The following is a 15,150-nucleotide window of genomic DNA, read 5'->3' as shown; positions in this document are numbered from 1 at the left end:
GGACAGGGCCTAAAAGCCCTTGAAGACGCGAGGCCTCGGCCGATCTGTTTCGGGTGCAGTTCAGGAGTGACGGTCCGAGGCTCCCCGTGTTCCGGGCGCGCCTCACCGTGGGCCGCCTCCTGGCGATCGGCTACCTGCTCGCGCTGGTCGCGCTGGCCGTCGTCGGGGCCAGCGCGTACCTGCGGATCGGGACGATGCTCGCCGACCGGGCCCCGGTCGACCACTCGTACGACGTCCTGCACCGGATCGAGGTCGTCCGCGAGGACTTCCTGGACGCCGACCGGGGCGCCCGGGGCTACGTCGTCACCGGCAAGGCCAGCTACCTCTATCCGTACCAGCAGGCGATCGCCCACGTCGGCGGCGACATCGCCGGGCTGCGGACCGCGACCAGCGACAACCCGCGCCAGCAGATGCTGCTCGACCAGCTCGACCCACCGGTCCAGGTCAAGCTCGCGGTGATGGCCGAGACCGTGGCCCTGCGGGAGTCGAGCGGGTTCGAGGCGGCCCAGAACTTCACGCTGACCGGCCAGGGGTCGGCGTCGATGATCCAGATCGCCGGCGGCCTGGACGAGATGCGGGGCGAGGAGCTACAGCTGCTCGCCGCCCGTCAGCAGGCCAGCCGGGCGAGCGCCCTGCACACCCGCGCGCTGATCCTGTGGGGGTCGATCGGCGCGCTGCTCATCGTCGGACTGGGCGCCTGGTGGGTGACGCGGCGGATCACCCGGCCGGTGCGGGAGGTGACCGAGGCGGCGGACCGCATCACGGCCGGGGACCTGAGCCATCCGGCGACGGTCTCCGGGCCGGTGGAACTGGAGCGGATGGGCTATGCGGTCAACCAGTCGATCGAGGTCATCTCGACCGCCCGGGACACCGCGCTCGCGGCCGCGGCGGCCAAGTCCGCGTTCCTGGCCACGATGAGCCACGAGATCCGGACGCCGATGAACGCGGTGATCGGCATGACCGGGCTGCTGATGGACACCGACCTCGACACCGACCAGCGGGAGTTCGTGAAGACCGTCCGCGACTCGGGCGAGGCGCTGCTCGGGATCATCAACGACATCCTCGACTTCTCGAAGATCGAGTCCGGCGAGCTCGAGCTCGACGACGAGCCGTTCGACCTGCGCGAGTGCATGGACAGCGCGCTCGCGCTGGTGGCCCTGGACGCCGAGCGCAAGCACCTCGAGCTGGTCGGCAGCCTGGCCCCGGGCACCCCGGGCGTGCTGCGCGGTGACGTCACCCGGCTGCGTCAGATCATGGTCAACCTGCTGTCGAACGCGGTGAAGTTCACCGCGGTCGGCGAGGTCGTGCTCACCGTCGGCGGGCGAACCACCGGCGAGCACGTCGGACTGACCGTCGAGGTGCGGGACACCGGGCCGGGCATCCCGGCCGACCGCATGGACCGGGTGTTCCGCTCGTTCGCGCAGGTCGACTCCTCGACCACCCGGGTCTACGGCGGCACCGGGCTGGGCCTGGCGATCAGCCGGCGGCTGGCCAACGCGATGGGTGGCGACATCGCGGTGGAGAGCGAGGTCGGGGTCGGGTCCACGTTCACGCTCACCGCGCAGCTGCGGGCCTGCGCCGACTGCGACGTCCGGCCGCCGGAGTCGGTCGCGCTCTCCGGCGCGCGGGCGCTGATCGTCGACGACAACGCGACGAACCGCCGGGTGCTGAGCCTGCAGCTGGACGGGTGGGGGATGGAGTGCCTGGTCGCGTCGTCCGGGGCCGAGGCGCTGGCTCTGGCCCGGGAGTCCGGCCCGCTCGACGTCGGGATCCTCGACATGCACATGCCGGAGATGGACGGCGCTCAGCTCGCGGCCGCACTGCGCGCCCTACCGCAGACCGCGGACCTCCCGCTGATCCTCCTGACCAGCGTCGCCTGGCGGCCGGGCCCCGATCAGCAGCGGCTGTTCGAGGCGATACTCACGAAGCCGGCCCGGGGTGGCGCGCTGCAGACCGCGGTCTCCCGGATGGTGGCGCGGACCCAGCCGGCCCGCGAGGAGGAGGTGCCGTTCGCGGCTCCGGCGGCCGTCTCGCTGCGGATCCTGCTCGCCGAGGACAACCCGGTGAACCAGAAGGTCGCGCAGCTGATGCTGTCCAAGCAGGGGCACCTGGTCGACACCGCCGCCGACGGCGCCGAGGCCGTCGCCGCCGTGCACCGCGCGCCCTACGACGTCGTGCTGATGGACGTCCAGATGCCGAACATGGACGGCCTGGAGGCCACCCGGCGGATCCGGGCCGAGCTGCCACCGGACCGGCAGCCGCACATCATCGCGATGACCGCGAGCGTCCTCGTCGAGGACAAGGCGGCCTGCCGGGCCGCCGGCATGGACAGCTACCTGCCGAAACCCGTCCGGGCCGACGACCTGCGGGCGGCTCTCGACGCGGTCGAGGTGGCCCCGGCCGCGGCCGCCTCCGACGACGAGGTCGAGGCGGACGAGACGGTGGCCGGCATCCGCACCCGGTTCGCGGACATCGCCGGACCGGCCCCGACGGAGTCGGAGAAGGAGTTGCTGGCCGAGCTGGTCGACTCGTTCGTCCAGAACGCCCCGGAGACGCTCGCCGCGCTGGGCGACGCCGTGCACACCGGCGACGCCTCGGTCGCCGCCGAGAAGGCGCACAAGCTGAAGGGGTCGGCCGCCAACATCGGCGCGATGGCGCTGGCCGACGTGTGCGCGAGCTTCGAGGAGATGGCTCGGCTGGGGGAGTTGGTGGCGACCACCGAGCTCGATCCGGAGTTGTCGCGGGCGGCCGAGGAACTGGATCTCGCCAAGCGGGTGCTCACCGACCTGATCGCCGAGCTGGCCTAGAAGGCGAACTCGGCTTCGGGGGTGTGTTGGCGGAAGACCAGCGCCCACTCGCCGCCCTCCCAGGTGTACATCGACGTGATGTAGGCCTTGTAGTCGGGCAGCCAGGAGCCGTCGGCGGTGACCCGGTAGTGCACGAGGACGTTCCCGTCGACGAGCAGCAGACGGGGCTCGGAGAGCTCGTAGGTGAGCGGCTCGTGCTGCTCCCAGCGGACGATCAGGTCGTCGCGCTCGACGACGCCGCTGGGCAGGACGACATAGCCGTCGGACGTCATGTGACGGGCGTAGAACCCGGCTGCCCGGCCCTCGTTCAGCTCTTCCCAGAAGTGCTGCTCCAGCTTCCAGGCTTGATCCATGCGCCGATTTTAGGCGTCACCACGACTCGATGTGCAGGACCTCGTCGAGCGGTTGGCGGGACGCGGGCTTGAACGTGTCGCCGGTGTAGTACGCGGTCGGGATCAGCGCGGCCTGGGCGATTCCGTCGGGGATGCCGAGCAGGTCGGAGATCTCCCGTTCGTGGCGCAGGTGCAGCGTCGTCCAGGCGGTGCCGAGGCCGCGGGCCCGCCCGGCGAGCATGAAGCTCCACACCGCCGGGAGGATCGAGCCCCACAGGCCGGCCTGGTTGCCCGCGCCCAGAGACGTCGCCCGGATGCACGGGATCACCAGCACCGGCACCTCGTTCATGTGATCGGCGAGGTACTGGCCCGAGTCGCCGATCCGCCGCTGCACCGCGGCCCGGGACGGGTCGTCCGCGTACAGCGCGCCGGCCGAGTGGCCGGACGCGATGTACCGGGCCCAGGCGTCCGCGTAGTAGTCGGCGATGACCTTCCGCTTGGCCGGGTCGGTGACCACGACCCAGTGCCAGTCCTGCCGGTTCGACCCGGACGGGGCCTGCAGAGCGATCTCCAGGCATTCCTTCACGAGATCGAACGGCACCGGCCGGGTCAGATCCAGTCGCTTCCGGACACTGCGGGTCGTGGTCAACAGCTCATCTGGGGTCATCTATACAGTCTCGCCGCGCAACGCGGCCGCCGCCTTCTCGGGGGCTATGTCGTTGATCCAGACCGCCGCGCCCGACTCCGATCCGGCCAGGTACTTGAGCTTCCCGGGCGCCCGCCGGATCGAGAACACCTGCAGGGCCAGGTGCCACAGGTCCCGGTCGAACCGCACCGGCGCCTGCTGCCAGCCCGCGATGTACGGCGCCGGCCCGTCGAACAGCCCGTCGAACCGCTTCAACACCGCCGGGTACAGCTCGGCCAGTTCGGCCAGCTCGGCTTCGTCCAAGGCCGGCAGGTCGGGCACGTGCCGGTGCGGGACGATCATCACCTCGTACGGCCAGCGGGCCGCGAACGGTACGTACGCGGTGAAGTGCGACCCCTTCTCGACGATCCGGACGCCGTCGCCGTGCTCGGCCTCGAGCAGGTTGCACTGCAGGCACTCGCCGGTCGCGTCGTGGTGCTCGCGCAGCGACTGCCGGGTCCGCTCCATCCGCGGCGGAACGAACGGGTACGCGTAGATCTGCCCGTGCGGGTGCGAGAGCGTGACCCCGATCTCCTCGCCCCGGTTCTCGAACGCGAAGACGTACTCGACCCCGTCCAGGCGACCCAGCTCGACGGTCCGGTTGATCAGCGCGTCGAGGACGGTCCGGACCCGGGGGACCGGCAGCGACGCGAACGACCCGGAGTGGTCCGACGTGAAGCAGACGACCTCGCAGCGGCCCTGGCCCGGTTCGATGTGGAAGAGGCCGTGCAGCGACGACTCCACCGGCGTCGACGTCGACAGCGAGGGGAACCGGTTCTCGAACACGACGACGTCGTAGTCGTGCGCGGGGATCTCGGTGAGGTGGTCGGCGTCGCGGGTCGGGTCGAGCGGGCACTGGTCGGCGGGCGGCAGGAACGTGCGCGACTGCCGGTGCCCGGCGATCACCACCCACTCGCCGGCCAGCGAGTCCCAGCGTCGCTCGGACACGTTCGTCACTTCGGGCAGGCCGCGGAGATCGGCCGCCGACCGGTCCTTGCCGGGTGCGTCGTCGAAGTAGAAGAGCTCCCGTCCATCGCTCAGATGGATCTGCTGGCGGGCGGTCATGAGCCGATCTCCGAAGTGAGCATCGTAGGGAGCCCTAGCGACCGAGGAGCGGAGCGGAGGACGTCGGCGGGCGGTGGAGTCATGTGCGGTCTCCGACGGAAGGCGCGGAAGGTAGGCCGGAGTCGGCGGCGTCCACCACGATGAGGTCGCCGACACTCTCGGCCAGGATGTCGTGCGCGGCCGGAGGTAGGCCGTTGTCGGTGATGAGGACGTCGGCCGTGGACAGCGGACCGAAGTCGGCGAGCCCGACGATGCCCCACTTCGTGGAGTCGGCCAGCACGACGACCTCCTTGGCACTGTTGATCAGCGCCCGGTTCGTCTGCGCCTCGGCGAGGTTCGGCGTCGTCAGCCCGGCGACGGCGTCCATGCCGTGCATGCCGATGAACAGCTGGTCGACGTGGAGCGACGAGATCGACTGGTCGGCGACCGGCCCCACCAGCGCGGCGCTGGGCGTCCGGACCCCGCCGGTGAGGATCACGGTGAACCCGGCCCGGGGCGCCTGGGCCTCCAGGATGTCGGCCACCGTCGTCGAGTTCGTGACCACGGTGAGCTCGGGGATCGCGGTGATGTGCCGGGCCAGGTTCCACGTCGTGGTGCCGGCCGAGAGCGCGATCGCGGTGCCGGGCGTGATCAGCTCGGCGGCCCGGGCGGCGATCGCCTCCTTGGCCGGCTGCTGCAGCGCGCTCTTGGCCGCGAATCCCGGCTCGTCGGTGCGCCGCGAGGTCGCCAGCACCGCGCCGCCGTGCACCTTGTGCAGCACGCCGGCCCTGGCCAGCACCTCCAGGTCGCGGCGGACCGTCATGTCGGAGACCCCGAGCAGCTCGGTGAGGTCGCTGACCCGCACCCCGCCGCCGCGGCGGAGCTCCTCGACGATCCGGGCCTGCCGCTGGCTAGCCAGCATTGGATCCGTCCAGCGCGTGGGCTCCGGCCGCCGGGGACGTGACGAACGCGTGCGGCGCGGCGAAGCCCCGGGCGCCGGCCGCCTCGGCCACGGCGCGCGACGCGGCGTCCACCGCGTCGGCGTCGAGAAGAGCGATGACGCACCCGCCGAAACCACCACCGGTCATCCGGGCGCCGTAGGCGCCCGCGCCCAGCAGGGCCTCGACCAGCACGTCGACCTCGGGGACGGTGATCTCGAAGTCGTCACGCATCGACGCGTGCGAAGCGGTCAGCAGCGGGCCGATCTCCCGGACCCGGCCCGAGTCCAGCAGCGCGACGACGTCCTGCACCCGCTGGTTCTCGGTGATGATGTGCCGGGCCCGCTTGACCAGCTCCTCGCCCTCGGAGTCGGTCGCCAGCTTGTCGAGATCGGACAGCGTCGCGTCCCGCAGGGCGGTGACGCCCAGCACGTGCGCGGCCCGCTCGCACGATCGGCGCCGGGCGGCGTACTCGCCGTCCGCGTGCTTGTGCGGTGCCTTGGAGTCGACGACGAGGAGCGCGAGCCCGTCGGCGTCCAGAGTGAACGGAACGGGACGCACGTCGAGCGTCCGCATGTCGCAGAACAGGACCGATCCGGCCTTGCCGAGCATCGAGATCAGCTGGTCCATGCCGCCGGTCGGCGCGCCGACGAAGCCGTTCTCGGCCCTCCGGGCCACCGCGACGAGTTCGCGGGGCGAGAGCCCCAGCTCCAGCAGGTCGTTCGCGGCCCCGGCGACCGAGCAGGTCAGCGCGGCCGACGACGACAGACCCGCACCCAGCGGCACGTCGGAGTCGACGGTGATGGTGAGCCCGGGCAGGTCCACGTCGAGGGCCCACAGGACCCCGGCCGGGTAGGCGGCCCAGCCGGTGACCCGCTCGGGCTGGAGCGCCGGGATGCGGATGTCGACCGGGTCGGACTCCTGCGCGGACACGAACCGCAGGACCCCGTCCGGGCCGGGAGAGATCGACGCTCTGCAGCCGTACTCGATGGCCAGCGGCAGCACGAAGCCGTCGTTGTAGTCGGTGTGCTCGCCGATCAGGTTCACCCGACCCGGCGCCAGCCAGCTGGCTGATTCGCGCATACCCACCGCTCCTCCTTCAGGCTCGGATGACCACGACGTCGCCCGGCCCGACTTCGTCGCCCTCGGCCCAGTCCGTGGCCGTGAGCAGGTTGTGCCCACGCAGCGGCAGGGCTACCGGCGTGTCGGCGTGGTTCACCGCGAACACGTACCGGGCGTCGGGACCGACCCGCTCCACCACATCCAAGCCCACCGGCCACTCGTCGAACGACAGGACCGGCGCAACTCCGGCCGTGCGCAGCAGACGCCCGACGACCTCGGCGTGGCTCGCCTCGTCGAGGCGGGTGCCGAGGTACCAGGCCTCACCGTTCCCGACCGCGTTCCGGGTCAGGACCGGCCGGCCCGCGAGCGGGCCGTCGCCGTAGGTGGCGAGCGTCTCCGCGGTGGTCGCGGTCGCCGATTCGGTCCAGAGGGTGCCTCGTCCACCGTTCAAGCCACTGATTTGGACGCTCGCGCCGCCGAGCAGCGGGTTGAACTCCTCCACGCGGACGCCGAGCAGGTCGCGGAAGGCGCCCGGGTAGCCACCGAGCCGGACGTGGTCGTGGTGGTCGACGATCCCGGAGAAGTACGTGACCAGCGCGGTACCGCCGGCCTCGACGAACTCGGTCAGGTTCGGGCCCGCCTCGCCGCCGGTGAGGTACAGCGTCGGCACGATGACCAGCCGGTAGGCCGAGAGGTCATGGTCGGGGTGGACGAAGTCGGCGGTCACCCCGCGGTCCCACAGCGCCCGGTGGAAGCGGCGCAGCTCACCGAGGCCGGTGACGTCGGCGGTGGGGTGCGAGTCGAGCTCGATCGCCCACCAGGACTCCCAGTCGACGGTGATCGCGACCTCGGGCCGGACCGTGGAGCCGGCGAGTTCTTTCAGGCTCTCCAGGTCGGTGCCGAGCTGCACGACGTCGCGCCACAGCTGGGAGTCGGTGCCGGCGTGGGGGACCAGCGCGGAGTGGAACTTCTCCGCTCCGGCCTTGGACTGGCGCCACTGGAAGAACAGCGCGCCGTCCGCGCCCCGGGCGGTGTGGGTGAGGCTGTCCCGGCGCAGCTGGCCGGGGAGTTTGGCCGGGTTGCGGGGCTGCCAGTTCACCGCGCTCGTCGAGTGTTCCATCAACAGCCACGGCCGGCCGCCGGCCAGCGATCGGACGAGGTCGCCGGACATCGCCAGGTCGTGGGTCGCGCCGTTCGGGCCCAGGCCCTCGACGATCCGGTAGTGGTCGTTCGAGATCAGGTCCTGCTCGGCCGCCCAGGCCCAGTAGTCCAGCGGCTTGAAGAACGTCATGAAGTTCGTCGTGACGGGTGCGTCCGAGACCTCGCGGAGGATCTCCGCCTCGGCGCGGAAGCAGTCCAGCAGCTCGTCGGAGGAGAACCGCCAGAAGTCCAGCTGCTGGGTGGGGTTGGCGAACGTGTTGTAGGCCGGGGTGCGGGGCGGGATGACCTCGGCCCAGTCGTAGTAACGCTGGCTCCAGAACGCGGTGCCCCAGGCCTCGTTGAGGCTCTCCACCGTCGAGTAGCGGTCGCGCAGCCAGGTGCGGAAGGCCTCGGCCGAGGTGTCGCAGTAGCAGTGCCAGTTGTGGCAGCCGTACTCGTTGTGGACGTGCCACATGCTGACCGCGGGGTGGTTCGTGTACCGCTCACCGATCGCCCGGGTCAGCCGCGCGGCCGCGGTCCGGTAGTCGGCCGACGACGGGCAGAACGCCTGCCGGGCTCCGTACCAGCGCTTCTGACCGTCGACGTCGACCGGGAGCGAGTCCGGGTAGCGGCGCGAGAACCACGGCGGCGGGGTCGCGGACGCGTTGGCCAGGTCGACCGCGATCCCGTTGTCGTGCAGCAGGTCGAGGACCCGGTCGAGCCAGCCGAAGTCGTACTCCTTCTCGGCCGGCTCGAGCTTGGCCCAGGAGAAGATCCCGACCGAGACCAGGTTGACCCTGGCCTCTTTCATCAGCGCGACGTCCTCGAGCCAGACCGACTCCGGCCACTGTTCGGGGTTGTAGTCGCCGCCGAAGGCCAGCTTGCCGCCGAGGCGGGCGGTGACGGACCTCATCCCTTGCTACCGCCGAGGGTGAGACCCGCGACGAACTGCCGCTGCAGGGCCACGTAGATCGCCAGCACCGGGATCGCGGTCATGATCGCGCCGGCCGCGATCAGGTTGTCGTTCTGCGCGTACTGCCCGAACAGGTTGTTGATACCGGTCGTGATCGGGAGCCGGTCGCCGGTCTGGATGAACAGCAACGCCCAGAAGAAGTCGTTGTAGATCCAGATGACTTCCAGCGTCCCGAGCGCGGCCAGCGCCGGACGGCAGAGCGGAAGGATGATCTTCCAGTACTGCGTCCACACGCCGGCGCCGTCGACCATCGCGGCCTCGGTGAGCTCGCCTGGCAGCGCCTTCATGTAGTTGGACAGCACGAACGTGCAGAACCCGACCTGGAACGCGATGTTCGCCGCGATCACGCCGTAGTACGTGTTGAGCAGCGAGCCCGAGTCACTGACCGAGTACGGCAACTCGAAGTGCTTGTACAGCTGGAACAGCGGCGCGGCCAGGATCTGCTGGGGGAGCAGGTTGCCCGCGGTGAACAGGATCAGCAGCGTGACGTTGAACTTCCACTTGAACCGGGACACCGCGAACGCCACCATCGACGCCATCACGAGCGTCAGGATGACGGCCGGAACGGTGATGATCGCGGAGTTGGCGAAGTACTTGGAAAAGCCACCCTGGTTCCAGGCGTCGGCGTAGTTCTGGAAGTTGAACGACCCGCCGGTGCTCAGGTACCCGTATTTCTGGGTGTCTTTTTCTGGCCTTAATGACGTGTAGATCGCCCAGACCAGCGGCACGAGCCAGATCACCGCGGTGATCGTCAGGAACGAGTAGCTGAAGATCCGTCCGCCCCGGCTGATCTTCGGACCGCCTTCGGCGGTCTTGGCCGGCGCCATCGGGGTCGTGGTCTCGCCGGCGGGTTCGCTGAGGACCGTCATGCCTCGTCCTCCTTCCGGAAGGTCTGCCACAGATACGTGACGATCGGGACCAGCGAGATCACCAGCAGGACGGTCGCGATCGCCGCGCCGACGCCGATCTGGGTGCCCTCGCCGACGAGGTTCTGGACGACGAGCGCGGACAACAGCTCGAGGCCGTTGGTCCCGCGGTTGATCACGTAGACGATGTCGAACGCGCGCAGCGCCTCGATGACCGTGATGACGACGACCACGATGTTGATCGGGCGCATCGCCGGGAACACGACCCGGAAGAACGTCTGGACGGCGTTCGCGCCGTCGATCGCCGCGGCTTCGCGCAGCGACGGGTCGACGCCCTTCAGGCCGGCCAGGTACAGCACCATGATGTACCCGACGTGTTTCCAGGAGGCCGCGACCAGCGCCGCCCAGAGGTTGATGCTGGAGTCGCCGAACCAGTCGATCTGGTCCTTGGTGCCCGCGGTGCCGAGGATGCTGTTCAGCAGACCGGCGTCGGGGCTGTAGATCAGGTGCCAGATGATGCCGACCAGGGCCAGCGAGAGCATCACCGGGATGAAGAAGATGCTCTGGTAGATCCGCGAGCCCTTGAGGTTCTGGTCGAGCAGCACCGCGATGAACAGGCCGGCCGGCGTCGCGATGACCGCGAGGAACACCAGCCAGATGATGTTGTGCTCGACGGCCGGCCAGAACGGCGGGTAGTCGCTGGTGATGAACTTGTAGTTGTCCAGCCCGGCGAAGTGGGTTCCGCCGGGCTGGTCGATGTCGGTCCGCGCGTCGGTGAACCCGAGCAGGACCGAGAACAGCGCGGGCCCCCAGACCAGCACCAGCTCGATCAGCGTCGGGATACCGACCATGAGCCCGAGAACGAGCTTGTCTCTGCCCGTGAGGCGCCGGAGCTTTCCTCGCTTGTGTGTCGGTTTGCTGTGCGTGGCCACTGTGGCCTGGGGGGTCGTCATCGCGGTCTTCTCAGCTGCCGTAGATCTGCTTGGCCTGGGCCTCGAGGTTCTTCGTCACCGCGGCGACGTCGCCGTCCTTGATGAACTGCTGGAAGGCCGGCAGCGCCGCGTTGTTCGCGAACGCGGGCTCGGCGTCCCGGTCGAGGAACTGCGAGATGTTCTTCGCCGCGCCGATGACCTGGGCGGCCTTCTTCTGCAGCGCGTTGTACTTGTCGGTCGTGGCGTCCTTGGCCGCGGCGACGTCGTTGGTGTCGGTCGCGAGGTAGACGTCCTCGGCCTTGCCGGTGGCCAGGTACTCCATGAGCTTCTTGGCGCTGGCGTTCTGGCCGCCCTTCTTGCTCATCATGAACCCGTCGATCGGGGCCTCGATGGCGTCCGCACCGATCGTCGAGTCGACCGCCGGGAACTCGAAGAAGTCGATGTCGGTGTCGCCGGTCGGCCACTGCTGACCGACGAACGAGCCGAGCAGGTACATGCCCGAGGTCTTCTTGACGACGGTCTGGGCCGCCTCCTGCCAGGTCCGGCCCAGCGAGTCGGCCGACTGGTAGGGGAAGATCGCCTTCCAGGTGTCGAACACCTTGGAGACCTTCGGGTCGGCCCAGCTCTCCTTGTGCGCCATCAGGTCGACGTGGAACTGGTAGCCGTTGATGCGCATGTTCAGGTAGTCGAACGTGCCGAACGCCGGCCAGCCGTCCTTGTCCGCGAACGCGATCGGGTTGAGCCCGTCGGCCTTCATCTTCTTGGCCAGCGTGAGCAGCTCGTCCCAGGTCTTGGGCTCGGTGTACCCCTTCTCCTTCCACACGCTCGGCCGGTAGAACCAGCCCCACGGGTAGTTGTAGAGCGGGATGAAGTACTGCTTGCCGTCGTCGCCGGTGGACGCGGTCTTGAACGCGTCGGAGAAGTTGCTGCCGGCCTTCTCCCAGATGTCGCTGATGTCGGCGACCAGGCCCTGCTTCGCGTACGACTTCATGCGGTAGCCGGCGAACCACGTGAAGACGTCGTCCGGGCTGCCCTTGAGGTAGTTGTTGATGTTGTTCTGGAAGTCGTTGTGCGCGACCGTGTTGATCTTGACGGTCAGGTTCTCCGACGTCTTGGCGGCGGCCATGAGGTCCGCGTACGCCTTCTTCGGCACCTCGTCCGAGCCGTTAGAGCCGAACGTGACCGTGCCGGTGCCGGAGCTTCCGGAGTCGCTGCTGTCGGAGCCGGTGCAGGCAGCGAGCAGCGGGGCGGCCGCGAACACACCGGCGCCGAGGCCGGCGGCACGAAGGATCGACCGGCGGCTCACGCCGTTGTGGCTCAGCAGTGAGTCAAGCGAAGGGGTGGGCATCAGTGCGCCTCCTTGCCGTGTGGATCACGACCGGATCCAACATTAGTGCGCACACTTCACCAGAACCGATCGGGCTTTGCAACGGTGCTCGGTAACGGTTACGCAACACGTGGTAGCTGGCAGTAAACCTGTGATGACCAGGAGATTGCAACCGGGGTGAACTGCCTCACTGGAACGCGCAACGTCGCGAATGTCCGTTGTCGTTTTTTGGGTGGTTGTAGTGGGCGTCACGTCGGCTCGGTGTGCGCTGGCGTGTGTGCTTTGTCGGGGGCCAGCGTGTTGCGGCTCGGGTGCAAAGCGGGGGCAGTTTCGGGTGCGGCACGGTTGCAGACGGATAACCTTTCTGCACCTGCTCGACGTGCGCGGAGGTGGCCGGGTGTTTTATCCCCTCAACGTGAAGGACTTTCTCGATCGGGCCGAGACGGTCTATCCCGACCGCGTCGGGGTCACCGACGAGCCCTCGCAGCCGGCTCCGTCCCTCGGGGACGTGTCCTACCGGGCTCTGGCGTCGGCCGCGCGGCAGCAGGCCGCGTGGCTGGACTCGCTGGGCGTGCCGGTGGGTGGCCGGGTGGCGATGGTGTCGCACAACGCCGGGCGGATGCTCACGTCGTTCTTCGGCGTGTCCGGGTGGGGGCGGATCTTCGTCCCGATCAACTTCCGGCTGAGCGCGGCCGAGATCTCGTACATCGTCGAGCACTGCTCGGCCGACGTGTTGCTGGTGGACCCGGAGTTGTCGGGGTTGCTGTCGTCGGTGACCGCAAAGCACACGTACGTGCTGGGGTCGTCGTCGGACGCGGAGATCTTCGGCGGGGGCGGGTCGCCGGTTCCCTGGGCCGGGGACGAGGCCGCGACCTGCACGCTGAACTACACCTCGGGGACGACCGCGCGGCCGAAGGGTGTGCAGCTGACGCACCGCGCGAACTGGCTCAACGCCACGGTCTTCGCGCTGCACGCCGGAGTGTCCGATCGGGACGTCTACCTGCACACGCTGCCGATGTTCCACGCCAACGGCTGGGGCATGCCGTACGCGATGACCGGGCTAGGCGTCCACCAGGTGGTGCTGCGCAAGGTGGACGGAGCGGAGATTCTCCGTCGGGTCGCTTCTCACGGGGTGACCGTCATGTGCGCGGCGCCGGCCGTGCTGAACGCGGTGCTGGACGCCGCGTCTTCGTGGGAGGGCGAGATCCCGGGGCGGGACCGGGTGCGGGTGATCCTGGCCGGTGCGCCGCCGCCGACCCGGACGATCGAGCGGATCCGGTCGGATCTCGGGTGGGAGTTCATCCAGATCTACGGGCTGACCGAGACCGCGCCGATCCTCACCGTGAACCGGATGCGGTCCGAGTGGGACGATCTGCCGGCTTCGGAGCAGGCCCGCCTGCTCGGACGCGCCGGTGCCCCGGCGCTCGGCGTCCGTCTTTCGGTCGACGGTTCCGGCGAGGTGCTGGCCCAGGCGAACCACAATCTGGACGCCTACTGGGAGAACCCGTCGGCGACGGCCGAGGCGCAGGAGGGGAACTGGTTCCACACCGGCGACGGCGGCGAGTTCTCGGACGGGTACCTGTCGATCACCGACCGGAAGAAGGACGTGATCATCTCGGGCGGCGAGAACGTGTCGTCGATCGAGGTCGAGGATGTGTTGAACTCGTTCCCGGCCGTGCGTGAGGTCGCGGTGATCGGGATTCCCGATGAGAAGTGGGGCGAGTTGGTGACCGCGCTGGTGGTCACCGATGGATCGGACGTTTCGGCGGACGAGGTGATCGCGTTCTGCCGGACGAAGTTGGCGGGGTACAAGTGTCCTAAGCGGGTGGAGTTTGTGGGGGAGTTGCCTCGGACGGCGACCGGGAAGTTGCAGAAATTCAAGCTCCGGGAGCCGTTCTGGGAGGGGCGGACTCGCCAGGTGAATTAGGGGCGCTGTTCGGCTCGAGTGAGAGTGTCGAGTGGCCAGGCGGTTCTGGTGTGCGGGGTCTTGATGGGGGGCTAGCTGCGCGATCCTGGTGCTCGTGCTGTGGGCGGCCCGTTGGGCTCGGGTGGGGGCCGGAGCCCCGGCTGGCCTCTCCGGCTTTCCGGCTTTCCGGCTTTCTGGCGGCGCGTGTCGCGGGCGAGCCTGGCTCGTGGGGGGCCGGTCGGGCCCGGAGGCGCTCTTCGCGTGTCCTGAGCGTGGACGCACGCTTGCGTTCAGGTCGGCCGACTTCACTCGGACTCCCGGCCGTCGGGCCCAGGTAGCCGGTCGCTTGCTCGCCCGATGCCCTAAGCCCAGCACGGGGTGGAGCGGCGCGGGAGTTCAGCGCGCCGCGCGGGGGTTCAGCGCGCGGTGGGGTGGTTCAGCGGGGCGTAGGACGGCGCGAAAGGGCGCGGCGCGGGTGGGGCAGCACGCCGCGGCGCGCGTGGCGCTGGGTCACGCGGCGCGGGGCGGTCCGGGTGGCGCGGCGCGGGACGGCGTGGCGCGGGTGGCGCTGGATCACGCGGCGCGGGTGGCGCGGATTGGCGCGGCGCGGGGCGGTCCGGGGCGGCGCGGCGCGGGACGACGCGGCGCGGGTGGCGCGGGTCGGCGTGACGCGGGACGGCGTGACGCGGGTGGTGCGGGACGGGGTGGCGCGGGACGGCGTGATTCGGGTGGCGCGGCTGGGGACGGCGGGGTCGGGGCCGGATGGGCCGGGGCCGGATGGGCCGGGGCGGGCAGGAACGGCGCGGCGCGGGTGTCGCGGGGTGGCGCGGCGCGGCCCTGGTTCTCGGTGGCCCCGAGCTCGGCTTCCGTGGGCTGGCGGTCTCTAGCTCGGCTGACTTTGGCCTCGCGGAGCCGGGCCTCGCGAGACCAATCGACCGGCGGCCTCAGCTTTGCGGTGCGGCCTCAGCCGCAGGCGCCCTCGCAGCCGGCACTTGATCTCCGGGGCCCCTCGGGGCCCACCCCTGACGGACCTGAGCCACCCGACTGCCCCGGCCTCGCGATCCGGCCTCAGCCCACAGGATCGACACGAGCTCACCCCACTTGGCCTCGGTCCAACCCCGGCCCGCCCCGCCCGCAG

At 69.9% G+C, this 15,150-nt stretch carries 11 protein-coding genes; 2 read left to right on the top strand and 9 right to left on the bottom strand.

Features of this window, described 5'->3' with window-relative positions; translation table 11 throughout:
• The first annotated feature begins 86 nt into the window (after positions 1–86).
• The gene (locus FL583_RS35885) at positions 87–2,807 is read left to right on the top strand and encodes a response regulator (protein WP_142709360.1); all 2,721 of its coding nucleotides are present in this window, start codon (positions 87–89) and stop codon (positions 2,805–2,807) included.
• On the opposite strand, the gene FL583_RS35880 is transcribed toward FL583_RS35885, so the two are convergent.
• The 9 genes from FL583_RS35880 to FL583_RS35840 form a co-directional block, all read right to left on the bottom strand.
• The gene (locus FL583_RS35880) at positions 2,804–3,160 is read right to left on the bottom strand and encodes a hypothetical protein (protein ID WP_142709359.1); all 357 of its coding nucleotides are present in this window, start codon (positions 3,158–3,160) and stop codon (positions 2,804–2,806) included. The two genes, FL583_RS35885 and FL583_RS35880, sit on opposite strands and share 4 nt — an antisense overlap.
• A gap of 16 nt (positions 3,161–3,176) precedes the next feature.
• Positions 3,177–3,806, bottom strand: coding sequence for a nitroreductase family protein (locus FL583_RS35875; RefSeq protein WP_142709358.1), 630 nt, complete (start codon positions 3,804–3,806; stop codon positions 3,177–3,179).
• On the bottom strand, positions 3,807–4,889 hold the full coding sequence (gene galT, locus FL583_RS35870; RefSeq protein WP_142709357.1) for a galactose-1-phosphate uridylyltransferase: 1,083 nt from the start codon (positions 4,887–4,889) through the stop codon (positions 3,807–3,809).
• Between the two features lie 79 nt (positions 4,890–4,968).
• Positions 4,969–5,790 (bottom strand): DeoR/GlpR family DNA-binding transcription regulator, encoded by an 822-nt coding sequence (locus tag FL583_RS35865; RefSeq protein WP_142709356.1) that lies wholly within the window; start codon positions 5,788–5,790, stop codon positions 4,969–4,971.
• Positions 5,780–6,889, bottom strand: a complete 1,110-nt coding sequence (gene galK / locus FL583_RS35860) for a galactokinase (protein ID WP_142709355.1) — start codon at positions 6,887–6,889, stop codon at positions 5,780–5,782. The genes FL583_RS35865 and galK overlap by 11 nt, the downstream gene beginning before the upstream one ends.
• A gap of 16 nt (positions 6,890–6,905) precedes the next feature.
• A complete protein-coding gene (locus FL583_RS35855) occupies positions 6,906–8,921 on the bottom strand; it encodes a beta-galactosidase (protein WP_142709354.1) in 2,016 nt (671 codons plus the stop codon).
• Positions 8,918–9,850, bottom strand: coding sequence for a carbohydrate ABC transporter permease (locus FL583_RS35850; RefSeq protein ID WP_205752757.1), 933 nt, complete (start codon positions 9,848–9,850; stop codon positions 8,918–8,920). Before FL583_RS35850 ends, FL583_RS35855 begins: the two co-directional genes overlap by 4 nt.
• Positions 9,847–10,800, bottom strand: a complete 954-nt coding sequence (locus FL583_RS35845) for a carbohydrate ABC transporter permease (RefSeq protein ID WP_142709353.1) — start codon at positions 10,798–10,800, stop codon at positions 9,847–9,849. The genes FL583_RS35850 and FL583_RS35845 overlap by 4 nt, the downstream gene beginning before the upstream one ends.
• A 10-nt stretch (positions 10,801–10,810) precedes the next feature.
• Positions 10,811–12,127, bottom strand: a complete 1,317-nt coding sequence (locus FL583_RS35840; RefSeq protein ID WP_142709352.1) for an ABC transporter substrate-binding protein — start codon at positions 12,125–12,127, stop codon at positions 10,811–10,813.
• 376 nt (positions 12,128–12,503) lie between these two features.
• Between FL583_RS35840 and FL583_RS35835 the strand changes: the two genes are divergently transcribed.
• Entirely contained in the window at positions 12,504–14,033 is a 1,530-nt protein-coding gene (locus FL583_RS35835; RefSeq protein WP_142709351.1) for an AMP-binding protein, read from the top strand.
• Positions 14,034–15,150: the final 1,117 nt, after the last annotated feature.

Source organism: Cryptosporangium phraense, from assembly GCF_006912135.1.
Classification (GTDB): Bacteria; Actinomycetota; Actinomycetes; order Mycobacteriales; family Cryptosporangiaceae; genus Cryptosporangium; species Cryptosporangium phraense.
Note: the sequence above shows the minus strand (reverse complement) of the source record. Positions and strands in the feature narration are given on the sequence as shown.

What these genes read in the sequence shown, in the direction of transcription:
- FL583_RS35880 (WP_142709359.1), bottom strand. Translation starts at nt 3,160, where the DNA reads ATGGATCAAGCCTGGAAGCTGGAGCAGCACTTCTGGGAAGAGCTGAAC.
- FL583_RS35875 (WP_142709358.1), bottom strand. Translation starts at nt 3,806, where the DNA reads ATGACCCCAGATGAGCTGTTGACCACGACCCGCAGTGTCCGGAAGCGA.
- galT (WP_142709357.1), bottom strand. Translation starts at nt 4,889, where the DNA reads ATGACCGCCCGCCAGCAGATCCATCTGAGCGATGGACGGGAGCTCTTC.
- FL583_RS35865 (WP_142709356.1), bottom strand. Translation starts at nt 5,790, where the DNA reads ATGCTGGCTAGCCAGCGGCAGGCCCGGATCGTCGAGGAGCTCCGCCGC.
- galK (WP_142709355.1), bottom strand. Translation starts at nt 6,889, where the DNA reads ATGCGCGAATCAGCCAGCTGGCTGGCGCCGGGTCGGGTGAACCTGATC.
- FL583_RS35855 (WP_142709354.1), bottom strand. Translation starts at nt 8,921, where the DNA reads ATGAGGTCCGTCACCGCCCGCCTCGGCGGCAAGCTGGCCTTCGGCGGC.
- FL583_RS35850 (WP_205752757.1), bottom strand. Translation starts at nt 9,850, where the DNA reads ATGACGGTCCTCAGCGAACCCGCCGGCGAGACCACGACCCCGATGGCG.
- FL583_RS35845 (WP_142709353.1), bottom strand. Translation starts at nt 10,800, where the DNA reads ATGACGACCCCCCAGGCCACAGTGGCCACGCACAGCAAACCGACACAC.
- FL583_RS35840 (WP_142709352.1), bottom strand. Translation starts at nt 12,127, where the DNA reads ATGCCCACCCCTTCGCTTGACTCACTGCTGAGCCACAACGGCGTGAGC.